21 protein-coding genes are annotated in these 19,208 nt (G+C 61.9%); 14 read left to right on the top strand and 7 right to left on the bottom strand.

What is annotated here, in order from left to right; translation table 11 throughout:
* Positions 1-35 precede the first annotated feature (35 nt).
* From dusA to ACR0CU_RS07840, 5 genes are all read left to right on the top strand, one after another.
* The gene (gene dusA / locus ACR0CU_RS07860) at positions 36-1,073 is read left to right on the top strand and encodes a tRNA dihydrouridine(20/20a) synthase DusA (RefSeq protein ID WP_170446587.1); all 1,038 of its coding nucleotides are present in this window, start codon (positions 36-38) and stop codon (positions 1,071-1,073) included.
* Positions 1,074-1,106: 33 nt separating this feature from the next.
* The gene (locus tag ACR0CU_RS07855) at positions 1,107-1,931 is read left to right on the top strand and encodes a sulfite exporter TauE/SafE family protein (RefSeq protein WP_170337959.1); all 825 of its coding nucleotides are present in this window, start codon (positions 1,107-1,109) and stop codon (positions 1,929-1,931) included.
* A 59-nt stretch (positions 1,932-1,990) separates the two neighbouring features.
* Positions 1,991-2,710 carry a hypothetical protein gene (locus ACR0CU_RS07850; RefSeq protein ID WP_367647549.1) on the top strand — a complete coding sequence of 240 codons (720 nt, stop codon included), beginning with the start codon at positions 1,991-1,993 and terminating at the stop codon, positions 2,708-2,710.
* 33 nt (positions 2,711-2,743) lie between these two features.
* Complete coding sequence (locus tag ACR0CU_RS07845) at positions 2,744-3,472, top strand: SpoIIAA family protein (RefSeq protein ID WP_170337963.1); 729 nt, start codon at positions 2,744-2,746, stop codon at positions 3,470-3,472.
* 352 nt (positions 3,473-3,824) lie between these two features.
* Positions 3,825-4,043, top strand: a complete 219-nt coding sequence (locus tag ACR0CU_RS07840) for a hypothetical protein (RefSeq protein ID WP_170446583.1) — start codon at positions 3,825-3,827, stop codon at positions 4,041-4,043.
* Positions 4,044-4,046: 3 nt separating this feature from the next.
* Here the strand turns inward: ACR0CU_RS07840 and ACR0CU_RS07835 are convergent, their stop codons facing one another.
* The 3 genes from ACR0CU_RS07835 to ccmI are packed head-to-tail and all read right to left on the bottom strand — an operon-like array spanning position 4,047 to position 5,989.
* Complete coding sequence (locus ACR0CU_RS07835) at positions 4,047-4,280, bottom strand: DUF1289 domain-containing protein (protein ID WP_170337967.1); 234 nt, start codon at positions 4,278-4,280, stop codon at positions 4,047-4,049.
* An 18-nt stretch (positions 4,281-4,298) separates the two neighbouring features.
* On the bottom strand, positions 4,299-4,763 hold the full coding sequence (gene ruvX, locus ACR0CU_RS07830; RefSeq protein WP_170446581.1) for a Holliday junction resolvase RuvX: 465 nt from the start codon (positions 4,761-4,763) through the stop codon (positions 4,299-4,301).
* Positions 4,760-5,989, bottom strand: a complete 1,230-nt coding sequence (gene ccmI, locus ACR0CU_RS07825; RefSeq protein WP_170446579.1) for a c-type cytochrome biogenesis protein CcmI — start codon at positions 5,987-5,989, stop codon at positions 4,760-4,762. The genes ruvX and ccmI overlap by 4 nt, the downstream gene beginning before the upstream one ends.
* A 175-nt stretch (positions 5,990-6,164) precedes the next feature.
* On the opposite strand from ccmI, the gene ACR0CU_RS07820 reads away from it, so the two are divergent.
* The gene (locus ACR0CU_RS07820) at positions 6,165-7,409 is read left to right on the top strand and encodes a sarcosine oxidase subunit beta family protein (protein WP_170446577.1); all 1,245 of its coding nucleotides are present in this window, start codon (positions 6,165-6,167) and stop codon (positions 7,407-7,409) included.
* 2 nt (positions 7,410-7,411) lie between these two features.
* Here ACR0CU_RS07820 and ACR0CU_RS07815 read toward each other — a convergent pair whose 3' ends face one another.
* The gene (locus tag ACR0CU_RS07815) at positions 7,412-7,612 is read right to left on the bottom strand and encodes a hypothetical protein (RefSeq protein ID WP_170418158.1); all 201 of its coding nucleotides are present in this window, start codon (positions 7,610-7,612) and stop codon (positions 7,412-7,414) included.
* A gap of 11 nt (positions 7,613-7,623) precedes the next feature.
* Between ACR0CU_RS07815 and ACR0CU_RS07810 the strand changes: the two genes are divergently transcribed.
* From ACR0CU_RS07810 to ACR0CU_RS07800, 3 genes are all read left to right on the top strand, one after another.
* Entirely contained in the window at positions 7,624-7,953 is a 330-nt protein-coding gene (locus ACR0CU_RS07810; protein ID WP_170446575.1) for a sarcosine oxidase subunit delta, read from the top strand.
* Between the two features lie 67 nt (positions 7,954-8,020).
* Positions 8,021-11,035, top strand: a complete 3,015-nt coding sequence (locus ACR0CU_RS07805) for a sarcosine oxidase subunit alpha family protein (RefSeq protein ID WP_170446573.1) — start codon at positions 8,021-8,023, stop codon at positions 11,033-11,035.
* Positions 11,028-11,594 (top strand): sarcosine oxidase subunit gamma, encoded by a 567-nt coding sequence (locus ACR0CU_RS07800; protein WP_170446571.1) that lies wholly within the window; start codon positions 11,028-11,030, stop codon positions 11,592-11,594. The genes ACR0CU_RS07805 and ACR0CU_RS07800 overlap by 8 nt, the downstream gene beginning before the upstream one ends.
* Positions 11,595-11,646: 52 nt before the next feature.
* Here ACR0CU_RS07800 and ACR0CU_RS07795 read toward each other — a convergent pair whose 3' ends face one another.
* On the bottom strand, positions 11,647-11,976 hold the full coding sequence (locus ACR0CU_RS07795) for a hypothetical protein (RefSeq protein ID WP_170446569.1): 330 nt from the start codon (positions 11,974-11,976) through the stop codon (positions 11,647-11,649).
* 165 nt (positions 11,977-12,141) lie between these two features.
* Positions 12,142-12,903, bottom strand: coding sequence for an FkbM family methyltransferase (locus tag ACR0CU_RS07790; protein ID WP_170446567.1), 762 nt, complete (start codon positions 12,901-12,903; stop codon positions 12,142-12,144).
* A 97-nt stretch (positions 12,904-13,000) separates the two neighbouring features.
* Here ACR0CU_RS07790 and ACR0CU_RS07785 point away from each other — a divergent pair, with 97 nt between their 5' ends.
* The 3 genes from ACR0CU_RS07785 (at position 13,001) to ACR0CU_RS07775 (ending at position 15,163) form a co-directional block, all read left to right on the top strand.
* Entirely contained in the window at positions 13,001-13,600 is a 600-nt protein-coding gene (locus tag ACR0CU_RS07785; RefSeq protein ID WP_093962459.1) for a superoxide dismutase, read from the top strand.
* A gap of 3 nt (positions 13,601-13,603) precedes the next feature.
* Positions 13,604-14,485: a metallophosphoesterase gene (locus ACR0CU_RS07780; protein ID WP_170446565.1), complete on the top strand. Its 882-nt coding sequence runs from the start codon at positions 13,604-13,606 to the stop codon at positions 14,483-14,485.
* Between the two features lie 216 nt (positions 14,486-14,701).
* Positions 14,702-15,163, top strand: a complete 462-nt coding sequence (locus tag ACR0CU_RS07775; protein ID WP_170446563.1) for a host attachment family protein — start codon at positions 14,702-14,704, stop codon at positions 15,161-15,163.
* A gap of 48 nt (positions 15,164-15,211) precedes the next feature.
* Here ACR0CU_RS07775 and ACR0CU_RS07770 read toward each other — a convergent pair whose 3' ends face one another.
* Positions 15,212-15,763, bottom strand: coding sequence for an LOG family protein (locus tag ACR0CU_RS07770; RefSeq protein ID WP_170338492.1), 552 nt, complete (start codon positions 15,761-15,763; stop codon positions 15,212-15,214).
* A 127-nt stretch (positions 15,764-15,890) separates the two neighbouring features.
* Between ACR0CU_RS07770 and ACR0CU_RS07765 the strand changes: the two genes are divergently transcribed.
* Both ACR0CU_RS07765 and ACR0CU_RS07760 read left to right on the top strand, forming a co-directional pair.
* A complete protein-coding gene (locus tag ACR0CU_RS07765; protein WP_170446562.1) occupies positions 15,891-17,306 on the top strand; it encodes a LysM peptidoglycan-binding domain-containing protein in 1,416 nt (471 codons plus the stop codon).
* A 100-nt stretch (positions 17,307-17,406) separates the two neighbouring features.
* Positions 17,407-19,188, top strand: coding sequence for an ABCB family ABC transporter ATP-binding protein/permease (locus tag ACR0CU_RS07760; protein WP_480642774.1), 1,782 nt, complete (start codon positions 17,407-17,409; stop codon positions 19,186-19,188).
* Positions 19,189-19,208: the final 20 nt, after the last annotated feature.

The following is a 19,208-nucleotide window of genomic DNA, read 5'->3' as shown; positions in this document are numbered from 1 at the left end:
ACTTTTGTCTGGGCCACAAAAAGGAACGTGCACTGATGGCTGGGTTTCAATCTCGGGCACATGCTGATCGCAGCGAAGTCACTCGCGCTGCGCGCTTGTCGGTTGCGCCGATGATGGATTGGACCGATCGGCACTGTCGGTATCTGCACCGTTTGCTCAGTGCTGAAACGCTTTTGTACACGGAAATGGTGACGGCCCCTGCTCTGGTACGGGGTGGAGCGCTGCATCTTCTGGACCATAGCCCCGAGGAACATTCCGTCGCTCTGCAATTGGGCGGATCTGACCCGCAGGAGCTGGCTCAGGCGGCCGCATTGGGGGCTGAGGCCGGATATGACGAGATCAACCTGAACTGCGGCTGCCCGTCGGATCGGGTTCAATCAGGAACGTTTGGAGCCGTCTTGATGAAAGAGGCGGGTCGGGTCGCCGATTGCGTGGCCGCCATGCGGGATGCTGTTGACGTCGATGTCACGGTCAAGTGCCGGATCGGCGTGGATGACCAAAACCCCGAGGCCGTATTGCCCGACTTTCTGGATCGGATTCGCGCCGCCGGCTGTCGGCGCGTGACGATACACGCCCGTAAAGCGTGGCTTCAGGGGCTTAGCCCCAAAGAAAACAGGGACATACCGCCGCTGGACTACGATCTGGTTCACCGGATGAAAGCTGATTTTCCAGATCTCCACATCTCGATCAACGGAGGCATCACGACACTGGCCGAAGCCCAGGTGCATCTGGACGCCGGCCTGGACGGGGTGATGATCGGCCGGGCTGCTTATCATCAGCCAACCGATATTCTGGCCGATGCCGACCCGCTGATCTACGGGTCGGGGCAAAAGGCGGACCCGGTTGAAGTCGTGATGAAAATGCTGCCCTATATCGATCGGCATCTTGCCGGCGGGGGGCGGTTGCACCAGATCACCCGACATATGCTGGGATTGTTCGCAGGACGCCCGGGCGCTCGTGGTTGGAGGCGCGCTTTGTCCGAAGGCGCGGTCAAAGACCATGCCGGACCCGACGTGGTTCTGGACGCGCTGTCCCGCGTGGCACCGGATGCCGAGGCGGCGCAAGTAATTTAAGACGGCCCACGGGCCGGGGACCAAGGGGGACGGATGCCCGATACGATGTTGCTGGCCCAGATGCTGGGCCTTTTGCTTGTGATCGGCGCGCTCGCCGGTGTTTTGGCTGGCCTTTTGGGAGTAGGTGGCGGGATCGTTCTGGTGCCGGCCTTCTTCTACGCGTTTCAAACGCTAGGATATGGTGGCCCGCAGCTGATGCAGCTGTGTCTTGCGACGTCACTTGCCACGATCATCGTGACTTCGGTTCGTTCGGTACTGAGTCACAACAAGAAAGGCGCTGTCGATTGGGATATTCTACGCGGTTGGGGTCCGGGTATCGCTGTCGGTGCGATTGTTGGCGTACTGGTCGCCTCGGCCCTGCGCACGGAAGCGTTGCAGGCGCTGTTCGGTATCCTTGGAATGGTGATTGGCGCCTATCTGGGACTTGGCAAGTCCGAATGGCGATTGGGTGATGCCATGCCCGGCGGGCTGAAGCGGTTGGTGATTTCGCCTTTGGTCGGGTTTCTGTCGGTGCTGATGGGAATTGGCGGCGGCAGCTTTGGTGTGCCGCTGATGAGCCTCTACAACACACCGATCCATCGGGCCGTTGCGACCGCCGCGGGCTTTGGCGTGATCATCGCCGTACCCTCGGTACTGGGCTTTCTGTTTCTGCCGATCGCGGCTGAACACCGTCCGCCGCTGACCATCGGTGCCGTCAATCTTGTGGCCTTTGGCGTGGTTGTTGCGATGACGATGATCACCGCGCCCTGGGGGGTGAAACTGGCCCATGCGATGGACCCCAAGCCGCTCAAACGCGTGTTTGCCGTGTTCCTCACGTTGGTGGCGCTGAATATGCTGCGCAAGGCAGTGGGGTGGTAAGGCCTTTCTGGTCACGGGGTTGGGAAGTATTCCCCTGCGACCAGCCCATAGCAGACTGGGTGGCCCACGCCCTACCACTGGCGCAGCAGGCCGCCAGTGACCCAGCCCACCGGCAGTGGTTGGATTGCGAAGGCACCTGGTTCATCGGCGTCGATGCTCTGCCCAATGACGGGGCAGGGCGTGTCGGGGCCTCAGCCCCGTTGAGCGGGCAGGCTGTCGCGTTTCTGGTTGAACACTATGGTTCGATCGAATTGCACAAGGGGCAGGTCTCGGTCGTCTATCCCGGCTATCCGCGCCCGCGCAGGGGCGAGAACGAGGCGACGGCCCGATACCGGGCCAAGCGCGACGCGGCGCATGTGGATGGCCTGAAACCCGGCGGCCCGGACCGTCGGCGCAAGATCGACGAACCTCACGCATGGGTCCTGGGTATCCCACTGACACAGGCGAGCGCAGATGCCGCGCCTCTGGTCGTTTGGGATGGCAGCCACAGGATCATGGGCGCGGCATTCCGGGCTGCGTTGGCCGGTGTTCCTCGCGCTCAGTGGGCGCAGACCGATATCACCGAGGCCTATCAGGCTGCTCGTCGCGAAGTGTTCGAAACCTGCCCGCGTATCGAAGTGTCGGCCTCGCCCGGCGAAACCTACGTGTTGCATCGCCATTGTCTGCATGGGGTCGCGCCTTGGGGGGCGGGGGCAACGGCGGGGCCGGACGGACGGATGATTGCCTATTTCCGGCCCGAGCTGCCGGGCGGTGTGGCCGAATGGATCGAATCCCCGTAACCTTCTGCCATTCTTTGGCTTTGGAGGCTCAAAATGATTACGGTCCACAAGAATTCCGACGGTGCATTGATCGAAATCGAATTGTCCGGCGAAGTTACAAGCGCCGATTACACAAGCACTCTGGTTCCCGCAATCGAGGCTGCGCTGGCGGAACATGACGCCGTCCGCCTCCTGGTTATCGTCGGCCCCGAGTTCAAAGGCTATGATCTGGGCGCTGCTTGGGAAGATACCAAGCTGGGCCTAAGCCATTGGCGCGGCTTCGATCGCGCCGCGGTCGTCGCAGACAAGGGATGGGTCCAGACCAGCGTGCGCCTGGCTGCGCCGCTGATGCCCTGTCCGGTGCAGGTATTCGAGCTGGCCGAGCTGGAAGAAGCGCGCCGCTGGATCCGTGAATCCCTGGGTGCGATCCACATTGTGGATTTGGGCGGGCCATGCGTGCAGGTCAGCCTTATGGGTAAGCTGGACCCCGAAGAATACGAAAAGGCCGAAGCCGATCTGGATGCCATCCTGGGCGACCGGGATGCGTTCCGCTTGCTGATCGATCTGAGGGAGTTCGATGGCTGGCAAGGGCTGACCGCTCTGGCCGCGCATTTCCGTCTGGCCCGCGGTCACGTGGGAATGCTGGATCGGGCAGCCATCGTCGGCGACAAGGCATGGCAGAACATCGCGCAGCGCGTGGGTGGCCACATTCTGGGTACACGTACCCAGTTTTTCCCGTCCGAAGAGATTGAAAACGCCAAGGCGTGGCTGGCTGCCGGATGACGATGGCGCGCGGCCCGAATGATTGGGCCGCGCTGCGCGTCCGGGGGCAAATCCTGGATTGACACATGACGCTGTCGCGGGTCGGTCCAACTTGTTACGTTACGTCCTTTTCGCCCAACCGCGAGGCGCGAAGGCATTGTAACTGTTGAGTCTCTCCGGCTGATTTGTCTAATTGGTAAAAAAATTGAAGCGCGACGGCAGGTTTTCCCCCTTTCTCAAGAGCCTGACTCCGGTATGCGCAAATCGTCGCTGCGGGCCGCCACTCACTCACGCATAGTCATACGGCTCGACCCCCCTTTTTCCGAGCTCTCGACCGGCCCGCAGCGACGCAGATTTATTCAGGAAGGCTCGTATGCGGCTGATCAAGTTTTTGAAAAGAAAATCCATGACCAGCGCGGCTGTCGAAGTTGATTTTCAGGAAGCCAGTCTTCGGCGGTCGCAGACCAGCAAGTCGGAAATCACCCGTTTGTTCCGCAGTGAATTGAAGGCCGGGCAACGGTCCGGTGTGAAGGCATGCGCAGACTCTGCGAAAGATGAAGAAGACGGTCGGAAGACCGACAAAGCCCTTTGATTGTCAGGATTTGTCCAGACGGGCCGCGCGACCACCCCGTCTCTTGGCCAAGCGAGGCTTGCGGGCAGGCAGGTCATTCATGATTTCGGCGCGTTCCGAACTGTCCATTTTCGACCAGCGCGTGATTTCGTCGATGGTGCGATAGCAGCCGGTGCAGATACGCTCGGTCGGATGCACGACGCAGATCTGGACACAGGGGCTTTCGACCTCGTTCCTTTTCCAAATCATGTTCGTCATCGCCGGTCTCCGGGCTCGTTAAAGAAAGCGCAGCCTGTCCAGCGCTCCTTGCAGGATATAACCCGCCGCGACGTGGTCGATAACCTGTCCGCGACGTTTTCGTGTCGTATCCGCCTCCAAAAGTGCCTTTTCTGCCGCAACTGTGCTCAGACGCTCGTCCCAGAATCCGATCGGGATGTCGGTTAGTTGGGACAGGTTGCGGGCAAACGCGCGGGTTGATTGGCACCTTGGACCCTCGGATCCGTCCATATTCATGGGCAGGCCAAGAACGATCCCTCCGATCTCGCGGTCGGCAGCGATTTCCAGAAGACGGGCAGAGTCCAGCTTGAATTTCTTGCGGCGCAAGGTCTCAAGTGGGCTGGCCACACCGCGCATGCGGTCGGAAACAGCCACGCCGATCGTCTTTTCGCCCAGGTCCAGACCCATCAGCGCCTGCATCGGGGGCAGTGCGGCTGCGAAATCTTCGAACACGTCCTGGATCATTGCGACAGGCCAGCCTGCTGCGCGGCCGAGTTGATCAGTTCAAGCGCGGCAGGGTCTTCGGCAAACTTGGTCGCGGCTTCATCGCGGATCGCGGCGGCCTGCTCGGTTTCTCCCAGCACCCCCAACGCCGAGATCAGTCGGGCCCATTCCTGCGGAGAACCACCTTCGGTCGCCAGCCGGTCCGACAATCCGTCAACCATGCCACGGATCATCTCTTGACGCTCCTCGGGCGTCATTTCCGCCGCGGCTTCCATATCCGACTGGCTGGGCCCCGGACCTGACGGAGCAGCTGCCATTTCGGGCGCGTTGAAGACGCCGGCGCGCCAGGCAAGTTCGTCGATCTGGGCGCGAATGGCGTTGGCCCAAGGCGCCCCCGGCGGCGAAGTGCGCAGCGTGTCCATCCAGACGCGATAGGCCTGGTCCGGCCGTCCGATCTGCAGCAGCATCTGTCCCCAGTAATAGCGCGCCGGTCCCGATTGCGGGTCGCGTTCCAGTGCCTGGCGCAAGGCCGCTTCGGCTTCGGGCGAGACATAGCCCCCTGCCGCCAGGATCAGCATTTCTGCAAAGTTCGAATAGGCGTCCGCCGGGGCCTCATCCCCCATCAACTCGATTGCACGGCGCTGGGCTTCATAACCGGCCTGAAAATTGCCCGCGTTGGTTTCGTGCTGCGCCAATAGAATGTGACCCTGAAGATCGTCCGGTCGGTCGGCCACGGTCGTGCGCAGCTGGTTCAGAAGGTTGGCATAGCTGTCTTCAAGCTGAGGCGCTTCGACGGGCGGGGCCATCTGCTCGGCCTCTTCCTGGCCGGGTCTGTTCTCACGCAGTTCGGCGGCCATCTCCATGCGCGCTGAAAGCGGCTGATCAGGGTATCCGGCAGCGCCCAGTTGGCGGTACAAAGCAAACGCTCCGCCGATCAGAACCAGGGCAACGAACCCGATGGCGGCCAACCGAACAGTGGTCGACGGCCCGGTCGTCGCGTCACCGGTACGGATTTGCGCGTCGGCGGCCAGGATACGGCGCGAAATCTCGGTCCGAACCCGCTCGGCGTCGGCTTTGGCGATCACTCCGCGGGCCAGATCGCGATCAACGCTGGCCAGCTGTTCCTTGTAGACCCGCAAATCGTAGGCCGCCGGATGTTCCTGTCGCCGGCGGGTTCGGGTCAGGCCAAAGGCCAGGAATGCGGTGATCGACAGCGCAAAGAGCAGAAGCAGAACCCAGAATGTCATGATCTCTCCGGAATTGTTGCCCTCACTTAGACCTGCGCGCGCCCGGAAAAAAGGGACAAATGGCCGCGAATGGCCTACATGTCGCAATAGTGCGATATTGCGGCGCTGCACGGCAGGGGTAATCTGTCGCCGCACGGCATATCTTCGGCCAATCACGAACCGGACGGATTCGCTCATGAAACACTATTCAGCCTTTGCCGTAGCGCGAGAGGCGCTGCGCTATCACACCGGATGGGAGCGCGCCTGGCGTTCGCCAGAACCCAAGAAACGGTATGACGTGATCATCGTCGGTGCCGGCGGGCACGGTTTGGCGACGGCGTATTATCTGGGCAAGAACTACGGTATCCAGAACGTCGCAGTGATCGAAAAGGGCTGGCTGGGCGGCGGCAATACCGGGCGGAACACGACCATCATCCGCTCGAACTATCTCCAGGACCCGTCGGCGGCGATCTACGAAAAATCGCGCAGCTTGTACGAGGATCTGAGCCAGGATCTGAACTACAACGTGATGTTCAGCCCGCGCGGCGTGATGATGCTGGCGCAAACCCAGCACGAGGTGCGCGGCTATCAGCGTACGGCGCATGCCAACGCCCTGCAGGGGGTCAAGACCGAATGGATCGAGCCCGAGCGCGTAAAGCAGCTGGTCCCGATCATCAACATCGACGGCCCGCGCTATCCGGTCCTTGGCGCGCTGTGGCAAGAGCGCGGAGGTACCGCACGCCACGATGCGGTGGCCTGGGGTTATGCGCGTGCCTGTTCGAATATGGGTATGGACATCATCCAGCAGTGTGAGGTTACGGGCGTCCGGTCTGAAAACGGCCGCGTCACAGGGGTCGAGACGACCAAGGGCGCCATCGAATGTGACAAGCTGGGCATCGTGGTCGCGGGCCATTCGGGCCAGCTGGCCGAGATGGCGGGCTTCCGCCTGCCGGTCGAGGCGCTGGCCCTGCAGGCGCTGGTGTCCGAGCCGATCAAACCCTGCATGGACGTGGTGGTGATGGCCAACACCGTGCACGGCTACATGTCGCAATCCGACAAGGGCGAAATGGTGATCGGCGGCGGCACTGACGGGTTCAACAACTTCACCCAGCGCGGTTCGTTCCATCATATCGAAGAAACCGTCCGCGCCCTGGTCGAGACCTTCCCGATGATCTCGCGCCTCAAGATGCTGCGCCAGTGGGGTGGCATCGTGGACATGACCGGCGACCGCTCGCCCATCCTGTCCAAGACGCCGCTGGGCGGCTGTTTCATCAATTGCGGTTGGGGCACCGGCGGGTTCAAGGCCATCCCGGGCTCGGGCTGGGGCATGGCGCAGCTGATGGCCACCGGGCATTCCCCGCTGACCGAGGCGTTCTCGCTGGACCGGTTCAAAGAGGGCCGCTTCATCGACGAAAGCGTCGCCGCCGGGGTCGCGCACTGATGTCAGTCGCCCCAATGTGCTCCGTGAATGGTTTCAGAACTCTTCGGGCTGTCGGATTTTGGCTTGATGGCCTTCTTTTCCTCAGACCGGAAAATGAAAAACGCGATCAGCCCAAAGACGGCAAGCGTGCCGGCAACGGTCAGAATTATGGTCAAAATATCCATACCCTCGACTTGGGCGTGTGGTCGAAAGAATTCAAGCAAGGAGTAGCCACATGCTGATCCTGAAATGCCCCTATTGCGGCGTCGACGCCGAAGAGACCGAACTGACCGCCGGTGGCGAAGCGCATCTGAAACGCTTCGGTCCCGGGTCGTCGGACGACGATTTCCATGACTATCTCTTCATGCGCGAAAACCCCAAGGGCGTGCATTTTGAACGCTGGCGCCACAGCAACGGCTGCGGCAAGTGGTTCCATGCCGCGCGCTGCACCGCCACGCTCGAGGTGTTCGGCACCTATTCGGCCCAGGTCACCGAGCCGCCGAAGGAGATCCGCGATGCGATTTCGGCCAAACGGCCGGGTTGGACGTGGAGAGAGTTCTCCTGATGCTTCGTCTTCTCATGAATACATCTGCCGGAGGCCTTGGTGCCTCCACCTGCGAAAGGTCCGCAACATGAGCACCCGTCTCGCAAATCAAGGTCGCCTGATCGACCGGTCGAAACCGGTCACGTTTTCATTCAACGGTACTTCGATGCAGGGCTATCAGGGCGATACGCTGGCCTCGGCCCTGTTGGCCAACGATCAGATGATGGTCGGCCGGTCGTTCAAATACCACCGTCCGCGCGGCGTCGTGGCCAGCGGCGCTGAGGAGCCCAACGCGCTGGTGGGGCTGGGGCAGGGCAACCGGTTCGAGCCGAACCAGCGCGCCACTACGACCGAGCTGTTCAACGGCCTGACCGCGATCTCGCAGAACCACTGGCCCAGCCTGGAATACGACATCGGTGCGGTGAACACGGCGCTGGCGCGGTTCCTGCCGGCGGGTTTCTACTACAAGACGTTCATCCACCCCAAGCCGTTCTGGAAACATGTGTACGAGCCGTTCATCCGCCAGTCCGCCGGTCTGGGCAAGGCGCCCGATAAGGACAGCCGCGACGCGGATACCTATGAACACTTCTATGCCTTCACCGACGTATTGGTGATCGGCGGCGGTGTTGCGGGCCTGCAGGCGGCCAAAGCCGCCGCGCAATCGGGCGCCAAGGTCATGCTGATCGAGCAGACCGCCTATTGGGGGGGCCGCGCGCCTGTCGACGGCGGCACCGTCAACGACGAGGCTGTGGATAAGTTCGTGGAACAATTGGTTTCCGAACTCGAAACAATGGGCAACGTCACCATGCGGTCGCGCTGCATGGGGGCTGGGGTCTATGATCACGGTTACGTGCTGGGATACGAGCGTCTGAACGACCACAAACCGGGCACCCAGGGCCCGCGCCACCGCCTTTGGCGCATACGCGCCAAACAGGTCGTTACGGCGACCGGTGCGATCGAGCGCCCGCTGTCCTTTGCCGGCAATGACGTGCCGGGGGTGATGCTGGCCTCGGCCATGCGCGACTATGTGGTCAACTGGGGCGTGACCCCGGGCGAGCGCGTGATCGTTGCTACCAACAATGACGACGCCTATCGCACTGCGATCATCCTGAAACAGGCGGGCGTGGATGTTTTGCGCGTCGTCGATGCCCGTCCCTCGGCCGGGCCGCTGGCGGACGAGGCGCGCAGCCTCGGCATCCGGGTCGATCCCGGCAAGGCCATCGCCAAGGTCAAGGGCGGCAAGCGGGTCAAGAAGGTCGCGATCTGTAACCAGGAAGGCATCGGCGGCGCTCGGGAAGAGGTCGAATGCGATGCGGTCGCCATGTCGGGCGGCTGGTCTCCGGTGGTGCACCTGTGGTCCCATTGCGGCGGCAAGCTGATCTGGGACGAAGCCAAAGGCCATTTCCGCCCCGACCCCGACCGTCCGCCGCTGGGCGCGGATGGCGCAGGCTTTGTCGTGGCCGCAGGCTCGGCAAGCGGGCCGCTGGCGTTGGGCGAGGTTCTGGCCGATGCCCACGCCGCGGGCAAGGCCGCGGCCAAGGCAGCCGGGTTCAAGCCGAAGAACACCAAGGCACCGCGGGGCGAGGCCGAGACCGAAGCGCCCATGCAGGCCGTCTGGCTGATGCCCGCCAAGGCCGAGGTGCAGCTGCGCATGAAGTCGTGGCTGGACTTCCAGAACGACGTGAAGGTCTCGGATGTGCAACTGGCCGCGCGCGAGGGCTATGAAAGCGTCGAGCACACCAAGCGTTATACCACGCTGGGCATGGCGACGGATCAGGGTAAGCTGAGCAATATCAACGGCCTGGCGATCCTTGCGGATGCGCTGGAGTCGGAGATTCCCAAGGTCGGTACCACCACGTTCCGCCCGCCCTATACGCCCATTTCAATGGGGGCCATCGCGGGCGAGGCACGCGGCGAGGTGTTCCAGCCGATCCGCCGCACGCCGATGCATGACTGGCATGACCGGAATGGTGCCGATTGGGAGCCGGTGGGCCACTGGTGCCGCCCTTACGCCTATGTCCGAGCCGGGGAAACCGTGCATGACGCGGTGAACCGCGAGGTCAAGAACACCCGTGAAAACCTCGGGCTGCTGGATGCCTCGACCCTGGGCAAGCTGATCGTCAAGGGCCCGGACGCGGGCAAGTTTCTGGACATGATGTACACCAACATGATGTCCACGCTGAAGGTCGGCAAATGCCGCTATGGCCTGATGTGCTCGGAAAACGGCTTCCTGATCGACGACGGCGTGGTGGCCCGGATCGACGAGGACACCTGGCTGTGCCACACCACCACCGGCGGCGCCGAGCGCATCCATGCCCATATGGAGGAATGGCTGCAGACCGAGTGGTGGGACTGGAAGGTCTATGTCGCCAACGTGACCGAGCAATACGCCCAGGTCGCCGTGGTGGGCCCCAACGCCCGCAAGGTACTGGAGAAGCTCGGCGGCATGGATGTCAGCCGCGAGGCGCTGCCCTTCATGGAGTGGCGCGACGGCCAGATCGGCGGCTTTGATTGCCGCGCCTACCGCATCTCGTTCTCGGGCGAACTGTCCTATGAAATCGCGGTGCCTGCCAGCCAGGGTCAGGCCTTCTGGGATGCCCTGATGGAGGCCGGGAAAGAGTTCGGTGTGATGCCTTATGGCACGGAATGTCTTCACATTCTGCGGGCCGAGAAGGGCTTCATCATGATCGGGGACGAGACCGACGGCACCGTGATCCCGCAGGATCTGGGGCTGCACTGGGCGATCTCGAAAAAGAAAGAGGATTTCCTGGGCAAGCGCGCGCAGGAACGGTCGCACATGACCGACCCGGATCGCTGGAAACTGGTGGGTCTGGAAACTGTGGATGGTTCCGTTCTGCCCGACGGCGCCTATGCGGTGGGCGAAGGCGTGAATGCCAACGGCCAGCGCAACGTGATCGGGCGCGTGACCTCGACCTACTACTCCTCCAACCTGAGCCGGGGCATCGCCATGGGGCTGGTCAAAAACGGGCCGAACCGCATGGGAGAGGTGATCGAATTCCCGGGCACCGACGACAAAATCTACAAGGCCAAGATCGTGGACCCTGTGTTCTACGACAAGGACGGGGAGAAGCAGAATGTCTGAACCCATCAGCGCACTGAACCACGCCAGCTATGACGGCATCGCCCGGATCGAGGAATGCGGCCTGCAGGGGATGATCACCCTGCGCGGCGATCTGTCCGACAAGCTGGTGACCAAGGCGGTCAAGGATGCCACCGGCCAGAAGATGCCCGGCCAGCGCGAGGCTTTCGTCAATGGCGAGACCGGCGTCTGCTGGATGTCGCCGGACGAGCTGCTGGTGCTGGTTCCTTACGCCGAGGTCGAGGCCAAACTGGCCGCCATGCAGGACGCGCTGAGCGGTGTGCATGCATTGGCGGTCAATGTCTCGGACGCGCGGGCGGTGTTTCGGGTCTCGGGGCCGACCGCGCGTGAGGTGCTGGGCAAGGTTGCGCCCGTCGATTTCTCGTCCGATGTCTTCCAGCCCGGTCAGATCCGGCGCACGCGCTTGGCGCAGGTTGCGGGGGCGTTCTGGATCGACGACGCGGAATCCTTTCGCGTGGTGTGCTTCCGATCGGTGGCGGATTACGTGTTCAAGCTGTTGAAGGTTGCGGCGCAGCCCGGCAGCGAGGTCGGATACTACTGAACCCGACTCCACCTTGGCAGAAAGAACAAGCCCCGGACATCACCGGGGCTTTTCATTTTTTGACGACCTCGCATCTGCCGGTTCCGTGGGGTTTGTTCGATGCCCCGAAATTCACGAAACTGCCGCTCACCTTTAGCCCACCGTCTGTTGCAAGATTCGCCTGATAGCGCATTCGAATGGCCTGACCTTCGGTACTTTTGAGCGTCACGTTCCAGATCATCTGATAGCCCTTGGCCCCACGATCCCGAAGCTGCGCGTAGGTCCAGTCATGGTAGTTGCTGTCGGCTTGCGCGGTGCCGGCCTCGGGGTCGATTTGAAAGGCATATTCAGGTGCGACCCAGCCGTGGCTATACTTCTTTGTTATCGTGCACTTGTAAGCCATGGGGGATGCGGCAGCCGCCTGTGCCGTCAGGGCCGCGGCGAGGAATAGAATAAGTCGCGAGTCAATTTTCCTGTGACTTCAGTGGTCAATACAGGAAAATGAACACCGCGTCGCTGGGTGTGCAAAGCCAAACTTTCGTTTGGGTAGAGTTTCGGTTACGGAACTCTATTCCGTGAACAGGACGCTGCGGTACTGGGTCAAGGCGCTCGGGCCCAGCAAGTCCTGGGCCGAGATTGGGCGCCCGGCTTCATCGTGCATGTTCGAGTAGAAAGACAACGTCGCAAGCAGGGCTTCGACCCGTTCGGCGCGGTTGTTTTCGTCCAGCAGGGGCGCGTGCAGAGACAGATACAGGGCTGGCTTCTGATCCTGCAGCCAGTCGGCGAGCGTCGGCAGAACCGCAAACTCCGCCCCTTCGATATCCATTTTGACCAGCGAAATGCCTGTCAGGTCCGTCGCTGTGGCGAACTGGTCCCAGGCGATGGTCAGGGCATCGGTTCCATGCGCGCCGTCATGCAGCAGCGAGCTGGTCGAGTCGCCGCGCTCGCCCCGGACTGAAGCCATGCGCGCCACGCCAAACCGGTCGGATAGCGCGACACCGAAGGCCGAGACATTGCGGATGTCGTTCAGGTCGAGGTTCCAGGCCAGGTGGCGATAGGCGGTCGGGTCGGGTTCGAAACACCAGACATGCCGGGCCTTGCGCGCGCCATACAGAACCGTCGGCCCGATCCATGCGCCGATGTCCAGATAGTCGCGGTCTGGCGAAAGATGGCGGTCGAGCACGGCGAAGGTTTCGGGCTCCCAGTTGCCGGCCGAGGCCTTGCGCCAGAATTTCGAATGGTAGGGGTCCAGCCGGAACGGCTCGCCGTTCAGGTTGCCTGCATAATGACCGCGGGCGCGGTAGAACATCTTGCGCGCCTGCGTCAGCATCGCGGACCTCCGGGTTTTCTGCGCTCGGGCCTTGACCTGCGGCGGTTGCCAAAGCATTTAACCTTGGGAACGCAACACAAATTTACAGGGGGCCGAGATGGCTTTTGAACTTCCTGATCTTCCTTATGCACATGACGCGCTGGCAGCCAAGGGCATGTCGGCGGAAACGCTGGAATATCACCATGATCTGCACCACAAGGCCTACGTCGACAACGGCAACAAGCTGATCGCCGGGACCGAGTGGGACGGCAAGTCGCTGGAAGAGATCATCGTCGGCACTTATGACAAGTCGGCCGTCGCACAGAACGGGATCTTCAACAACATCAGCCAGCTTTGGAACCACAACCAGTTTTGGGAAATGATGGGTCCGGGCGAGTCGAAGATGCCGGGCGAGCTGGAAAAGGCGTTGGTTGAAAGCTTCGGTTCGGTCGAGGAGTTCAAATCGCAGTTCAGCGCGGCGGGAGCCGGTCAGTTCGGTTCGGGCTGGGCGTGGCTGGTCAAGAATGCCGACGGTTCGCTGGCGGTTACCAAAACCGAAAACGGTGTGAACCCGCTGTGCTTCGGCCAGACGGCGCTTCTGGGTTGCGACGTGTGGGAGCACTCCTACTACATCGACTTCCGCAACAAGCGTCCGGCCTACCTGTCGAACTTCCTCGACAACCTGGTGAACTGGGAAAACGTTGCATCGCGGATGTAACTCTTGACCCGACGAGGGTTCATCAAGGGCCTGCTGGCGGTGACGCTGGCAGGCCTTGTTGTTTCGCTGTACGGGTTCTTTATCGAACCGGCTATGCGGCTGCGGGTTCGCAAATGGAAGCTCAAGCGCGCGGACTGGACGGCGCCTCCGCTGCGGATCGCGGTCATCGCCGACCTTCATGCCGGCGAGCCATTCGTTACCGTAAAGCGTATCAAGCAGGTCGTAAGACGCACAAATGCGCTGGATGCCGATCTGGTCTTGCTGCTGGGGGATTTCACCGCCAGCCATAGGATGGTTTCGAAACCTGTCGCGATGGCGGACATCACCGCGGTTCTTGCCGAGCTGACCGCGCGCCACGGGGTTTTCGCGGTTCTGGGAAACCATGACTGGTGGGATGATACGGCCGCGCAACGCCGGGGCGGTGGGCCCAACTTATATGCCGATGCGTTGGCCGCGAGTGGCATCCCGGTCCTATCCAATTCTGCGCAGAAACTGGATGGTCCGGGAATCTGGCTGGCGGGCCTCGAAGACCAACTGGCCATCGTGGAGGGCGATGGGCGATACCGCGGCCTGGACGATCTGTCCGGCACGTTGCGGCAGATTACCGATGACGCGCCCGTCATCCTGATGGCGCATGAACCGGACATCTTTCCCCAAGTGCCAGATCGCGTTGCCTTGACGCTGTCCGGTCACACGCATGGTGGGCAAATCAGACTGTTTGGGTGGTCGCCCGTGGTGCCTTCGCGGTTTGGCAATCGCTATGCCTACGGCCCGGTGCGCGAAGGTGGAAAGGATCTGGTAGTTTCCGGCGGCATCGGGTGCTCGATCCTTCCGGTCCGGTTTGGTGTTACACCCGAGATTACGCTTGTCGAGATTTCTGCCTGATCCGCGCTTCGGGTGGAAACTTGCCGATACGTCAACTTTTGCGCGCATGTGCCGTTGCAAGACGCCAAAGAGTGATTAGCTGGTAGATGCGGGGGGAGAGAACCGCCAAAACCAAAACAATGAGGGAATAGCTGCCAAATTGTGCCGTGGGTGCAAGGTGTTGGCTGTTCTTGTTCGGGCGGGGGACGGCCACGAAAACCACAACGGGAGATCGCAATGGTCGCACTTGCACAGGGTACTTGGGTCATCATCGCCGACGGGGAAAAAGCGCTGTTCACGGAAAACGTGACGGATGCTGAGAACCCCAATCTGGTGGTCGTATCGGTTGAGGAACAGGATCATCTCGCCGCGCGGGGCAAGCCCTCGGATCGGGCGGGACGGCGAAATGATACCGGACCGAACCAGAAATCTGCGGTGGAAGAAGACACCTGGCGCACCCATGCCAAATCCCTGTTCGTTCAGGACGTGGCCAACCTGCTCAACAAAAAAGGGCTGAAGGGCGCGTACAAACGGCTTGTTCTGGTTGCCAGCCCACAGGTCCTGGGCCTGCTGCGCCGGCGCCTTCACAGCGAAGTTCTGGCCAAAGTCGTAGCCGAAGTCGACAAGACCCTGACCAATCATCCACTGCACAAGGTCGAAAAGGTGCTGCAACGCCAACTGCGCAGCTCGACCGCCTGATCTTGCTGGTTCAGGACTCACGGGCGGGGAAGCCGCCCGTGACGCCTATTATTTCAATAACTTGCGCAATTCGTCCATCGCGGACTCGGCGTCGTCGACCCAGGTAATGAAACGGGCCAAGGAGGCATCCGCAAAACCTGCGTCGATCACCTGATCCAAAAGCGTGTGAAGCGCGTCCCAGTATCCGTCCACATTCATCACCAGAATGGGTTTGTCATGCAGGCCCAACTGGCGCCAGGTCAGCGCCTCGAACAGCTCGTCCAACGACCCGGGTCCGCCGGGCAGCACGACCACGGCATCCGCATTCATGATCATGACTTTCTTGCGCTCGTGCATCGTTTCGGTGACCACGAAACGCGTCAGATCTGTTTTTCCCACTTCCCGCCGGAGCAGATGAACCGGTATCACGCCGAAGGTTTCGCCTCCGGCCGCTTGCGTGGCCCGGGCGACTTCACCCATCAGGCCCACGTCACCCGCACCGTAGACCAGCCGCCAGCCCTCGGCGGCCAGCAGCCGTCCAAAGGTGCCTGCGGCCTTTGTGTAGGCCGAATTCGCGCCATTGCGTGACCCGCAATACACACAGATCGATTTCTGGGACATCAAACAGCGACTCCGGGGTTGTGTCAGAGGTTTTGACCCGTGATAGCGGGATTGGTAAATTGGCTCAACCGTTCGGCGGAAAGCTTTTGAGTCAAGGCATTTGCACTGCGGAGTGAAGGAAAAAAACATGGACGCCAAATCGGGAAGCGGTAGGTCGGGTGCATTCGTCTGGGGTATCTTTGCGGGTATCTTGGCTGTGATTGGCGCCGGGGGCTTGTATCTTTCGGGTGTCTTCGGTCCTGCGCCGCAGTCTGAACAGTCCACTACGGAAGAGGCCGTCGCCGAAAGCGCCAGCGAAGAGACGACTGAGCCAGCCGCCGCACCGGCACCAAGCCCGGATGCAGAGGACTCGCAGGTCGTTGCGGAACCTGACAACGCGGACGAGGTTCAGACCTCGACCGAGACCGAAGAAGCAACCGCGCCGGAAGCCGAAGAGACAACCGCGACCGACGAGCAGACTGCGCAGGACGCGACGGTTGAAGAACAGCCGGCAGAGGCTGCTCCCACACCCAAGGCCAACGCGGCCGCGATTGCTCCGACGCTCGACCAGATATTCGTGGAGCCCGACGGCAATGCGCTGCTGTCCGGCAAAGGCGACCCGGGCAGTCAAATTCGTATCCTGCTGGATGGCGAGCCGATCCACAGCTTCACGGTCGATGGCAGCGGCCAGTTCGCCGAGTTCGTCACCATCCCCTTCAGCGAGGCCGCGCGAGGTCTGGTTCTTGAAGCCGGTGACGGTACCCGGTCTGCGCAATCGGATGACTATCTGATTGCCGCGTTGCCCAAGCCGCCTGCGCCACCCGCTAAGGACGAGCAAGTCGCCAGCACGGACACCGAAGCGCAGGACGAAACGGCGGAACAGCCGTCTGCGGCCGCAGTCGCAGAGGACACCGAGGTCGCGCAAGCGGACGAGACCGTTTCCGGGGCGCAGGACGAAGAAGCAACCTCACCCGAGGCCACGACCGAGACTCAATCCAGCGAAAGCCAGCAGGTGGCCGTTTTGCGGTCCGGTGAGGAAGGGGTTGAGCTTGTCCAGTCGCCGTCGTCCGAAGACGCGTCGCCCGAGCAGGTTGCGCTTGATACGATCGGCTATTCCGACGCTGGCGATATCCAATTGTCCGGCCGTGTGTCCGAGGGTGCTGCGGTTCGGCTCTATCTGAACAACAAGCTGGTGGCCGATATCACGCCAGGGCAGGACGGTGATTGGCGCGGGGAAATCCAAGAAGTCGATCCCGGTGTCTATACGCTGCGCGTTGACGAAGTCGACACGGACGGAACGGTGCTGAGCCGTCTGGAAACGCCGTTCAAGCGCGAGCCGGTTGAAGTTCTGCAGGCGGCCGAGGCGCAGGATGCGGTGCCGGGCGCCGACCAGAGCACGCCGATCCGGTCCGTTACCGTGCAAAAGGGCGATACCCTGTGGGCGATCTCGCGAGAGCGTTTTGGCGACGGTGTTCTGTATGTCCGCCTGTTCGATGCGAACCGCGACCTGATCCGCGACCCCGACCTGATTTATCCGGGCCAGGTCTTCACCATCCCGGAATAAAGGCTTAGGTCTTGCGGGGCCGGGTTTTCGCCCGGCCTCGAAGCTTTCCGGGTCAGACATGAGAAGACTTGCGCCTATGCATTCCGCAGACATGCCACAGATGGACGAACGCAAGTCGGGTTGGCTGACTATCCGAAAAGTGGCTCCGTACCTGTGGCCCGAAGATGAGCCGTGGGTCAAACGGCGGGTGGTCTTCGCGATGGCCATGCTGGTTCTGGCGAAGTTGATCGCGGTCTACACGCCGATCCTGTACAAAGGCGCGGTTGACGCGTTGGCGGGCGAGGGCGTGCCGCCTTTGGCGCTGGGCGCCGTAGGGCTGACCGTGGCCTATGGCGTGGCGCGGATGATGACGGTGGGGTTCCAGCAGTTGCGCGATGCGCTGTTCGCGCCGGTGGGGCAACGCGCGCTGCGGGCGCTGGCGCTGGAAACCTTCCAGCACATCCACCAGCTCTCGATGCGCTATCATGTGACCCGCCGGACGGGCGGCCTCAGCCGGATCATCGAGCGCGGGGTCAAGGGCGTGGAGTTCCTGCTGCGCTTTCTCCTGTTTTCGATCGGCCCTCTGATCCTTGAACTGCTGCTGGTGGCGGTGGTTCTGATGTGGCTGTTCGACGTCTGGTACCTGGTCGTGGTGGCCGTCACCATCGCGCTGTACATCTGGTTCACCTTCACGGTCACCGAATGGCGCGTGAAGCTGCGGCGCGAGATGAATGACCAGGATACCGAGGCCAACCAGCGCGCCATCGACAGCCTGCTGAATTTCGAAACCGTCAAGTATTTCAACGCCGAACGGCGCGAAGCTGAACGATATGACGTGTCGATGAAGGCCTATGCGCAGGCCGCGTTGAAAACGGCATACTCGCTGGCCTTCCTGAATTTTGGTCAGTCCTTCCTGATCACTTGTGGCCTGATCGGAGTGATGGTTCTGGCCGCGATCGGCGTTCAGAACGGGCAGTTGACGGTGGGCGATTTCGTGATGGTCAACGCCTACATGATCCAGATCACCGTGCCGTTGAACTTTCTGGGCACCGTCTATCGCGAGATCCGGCAGGCCTTGGTTGATATGGGCCAGATGTTCCAGCTGCTGGAGCAGCCGGCCGAGGTAGTGGACAAGCCAGACGCCAAACCGCTGCAGATTACCGAAGGCCGGGTCGAACTGGACGATGTGCATTTCGGCTATGACCCGGACCGCGAGATCCTGCGCGGCGTCTCTCTGGTGGTGCCGGGGGGGCAGACCGTGGCCATCGTGGGCGCGACCGGCTCGGGCAAATCCACCATCGGGCGGTTGCTGTTCCGGTTCTACGACGTGACCCAGGGCGCGTTGCGGATCGACGGGCAGGATGTGCGCGGCGTGACGCAGGAAAGCCTGCACGCCGCCATCGGCGTGGTGCCGCAGGATACAGTGCTGTTCAACGACACGATCCGGTACAACATCGCCTATGGCCGCGAGGGGGCCTCGCAGGCCGAGATCGAAGCCGCCGCAAAAGCCGCCCAAATCCACGACTTCATCATCTCTCTGCCCGAGGGGTACGAGACCAAGGTGGGAGAGCGTGGCCTGAAGCTCTCTGGCGGCGAGAAGCAGCGCGTGGGCATTGCGCGGACGCTGTTGAAGAACCCGCCGATCCTTCTGTTGGACGAGGCCACCAGCGCGCTGGATACCGACACCGAGCAGGACATCAAGGATGCCCTGGCCCGCGCCGGCGAGGGGCGTACGGTGATCACCATCGCCCACCGCCTGAGCACGATTGCCGAGTCCGATCAGATCGTCGTGCTGGAAAAGGGCGAAATCATCGAGCAGGGCACCCACGACGAACTGCTGCGCCGTGAAGGGCGTTATGCCCAGCTGTGGAACCGCCAGCAATCGGATACGCAGGCGGCCTGAATCCGCTTCAGCTAGGGTTT

The sequence above is a fragment of the Ruegeria sp. BC2 genome (assembly GCF_056539245.1).
Note: the sequence above shows the minus strand (reverse complement) of the source record. Positions and strands in the feature narration are given on the sequence as shown.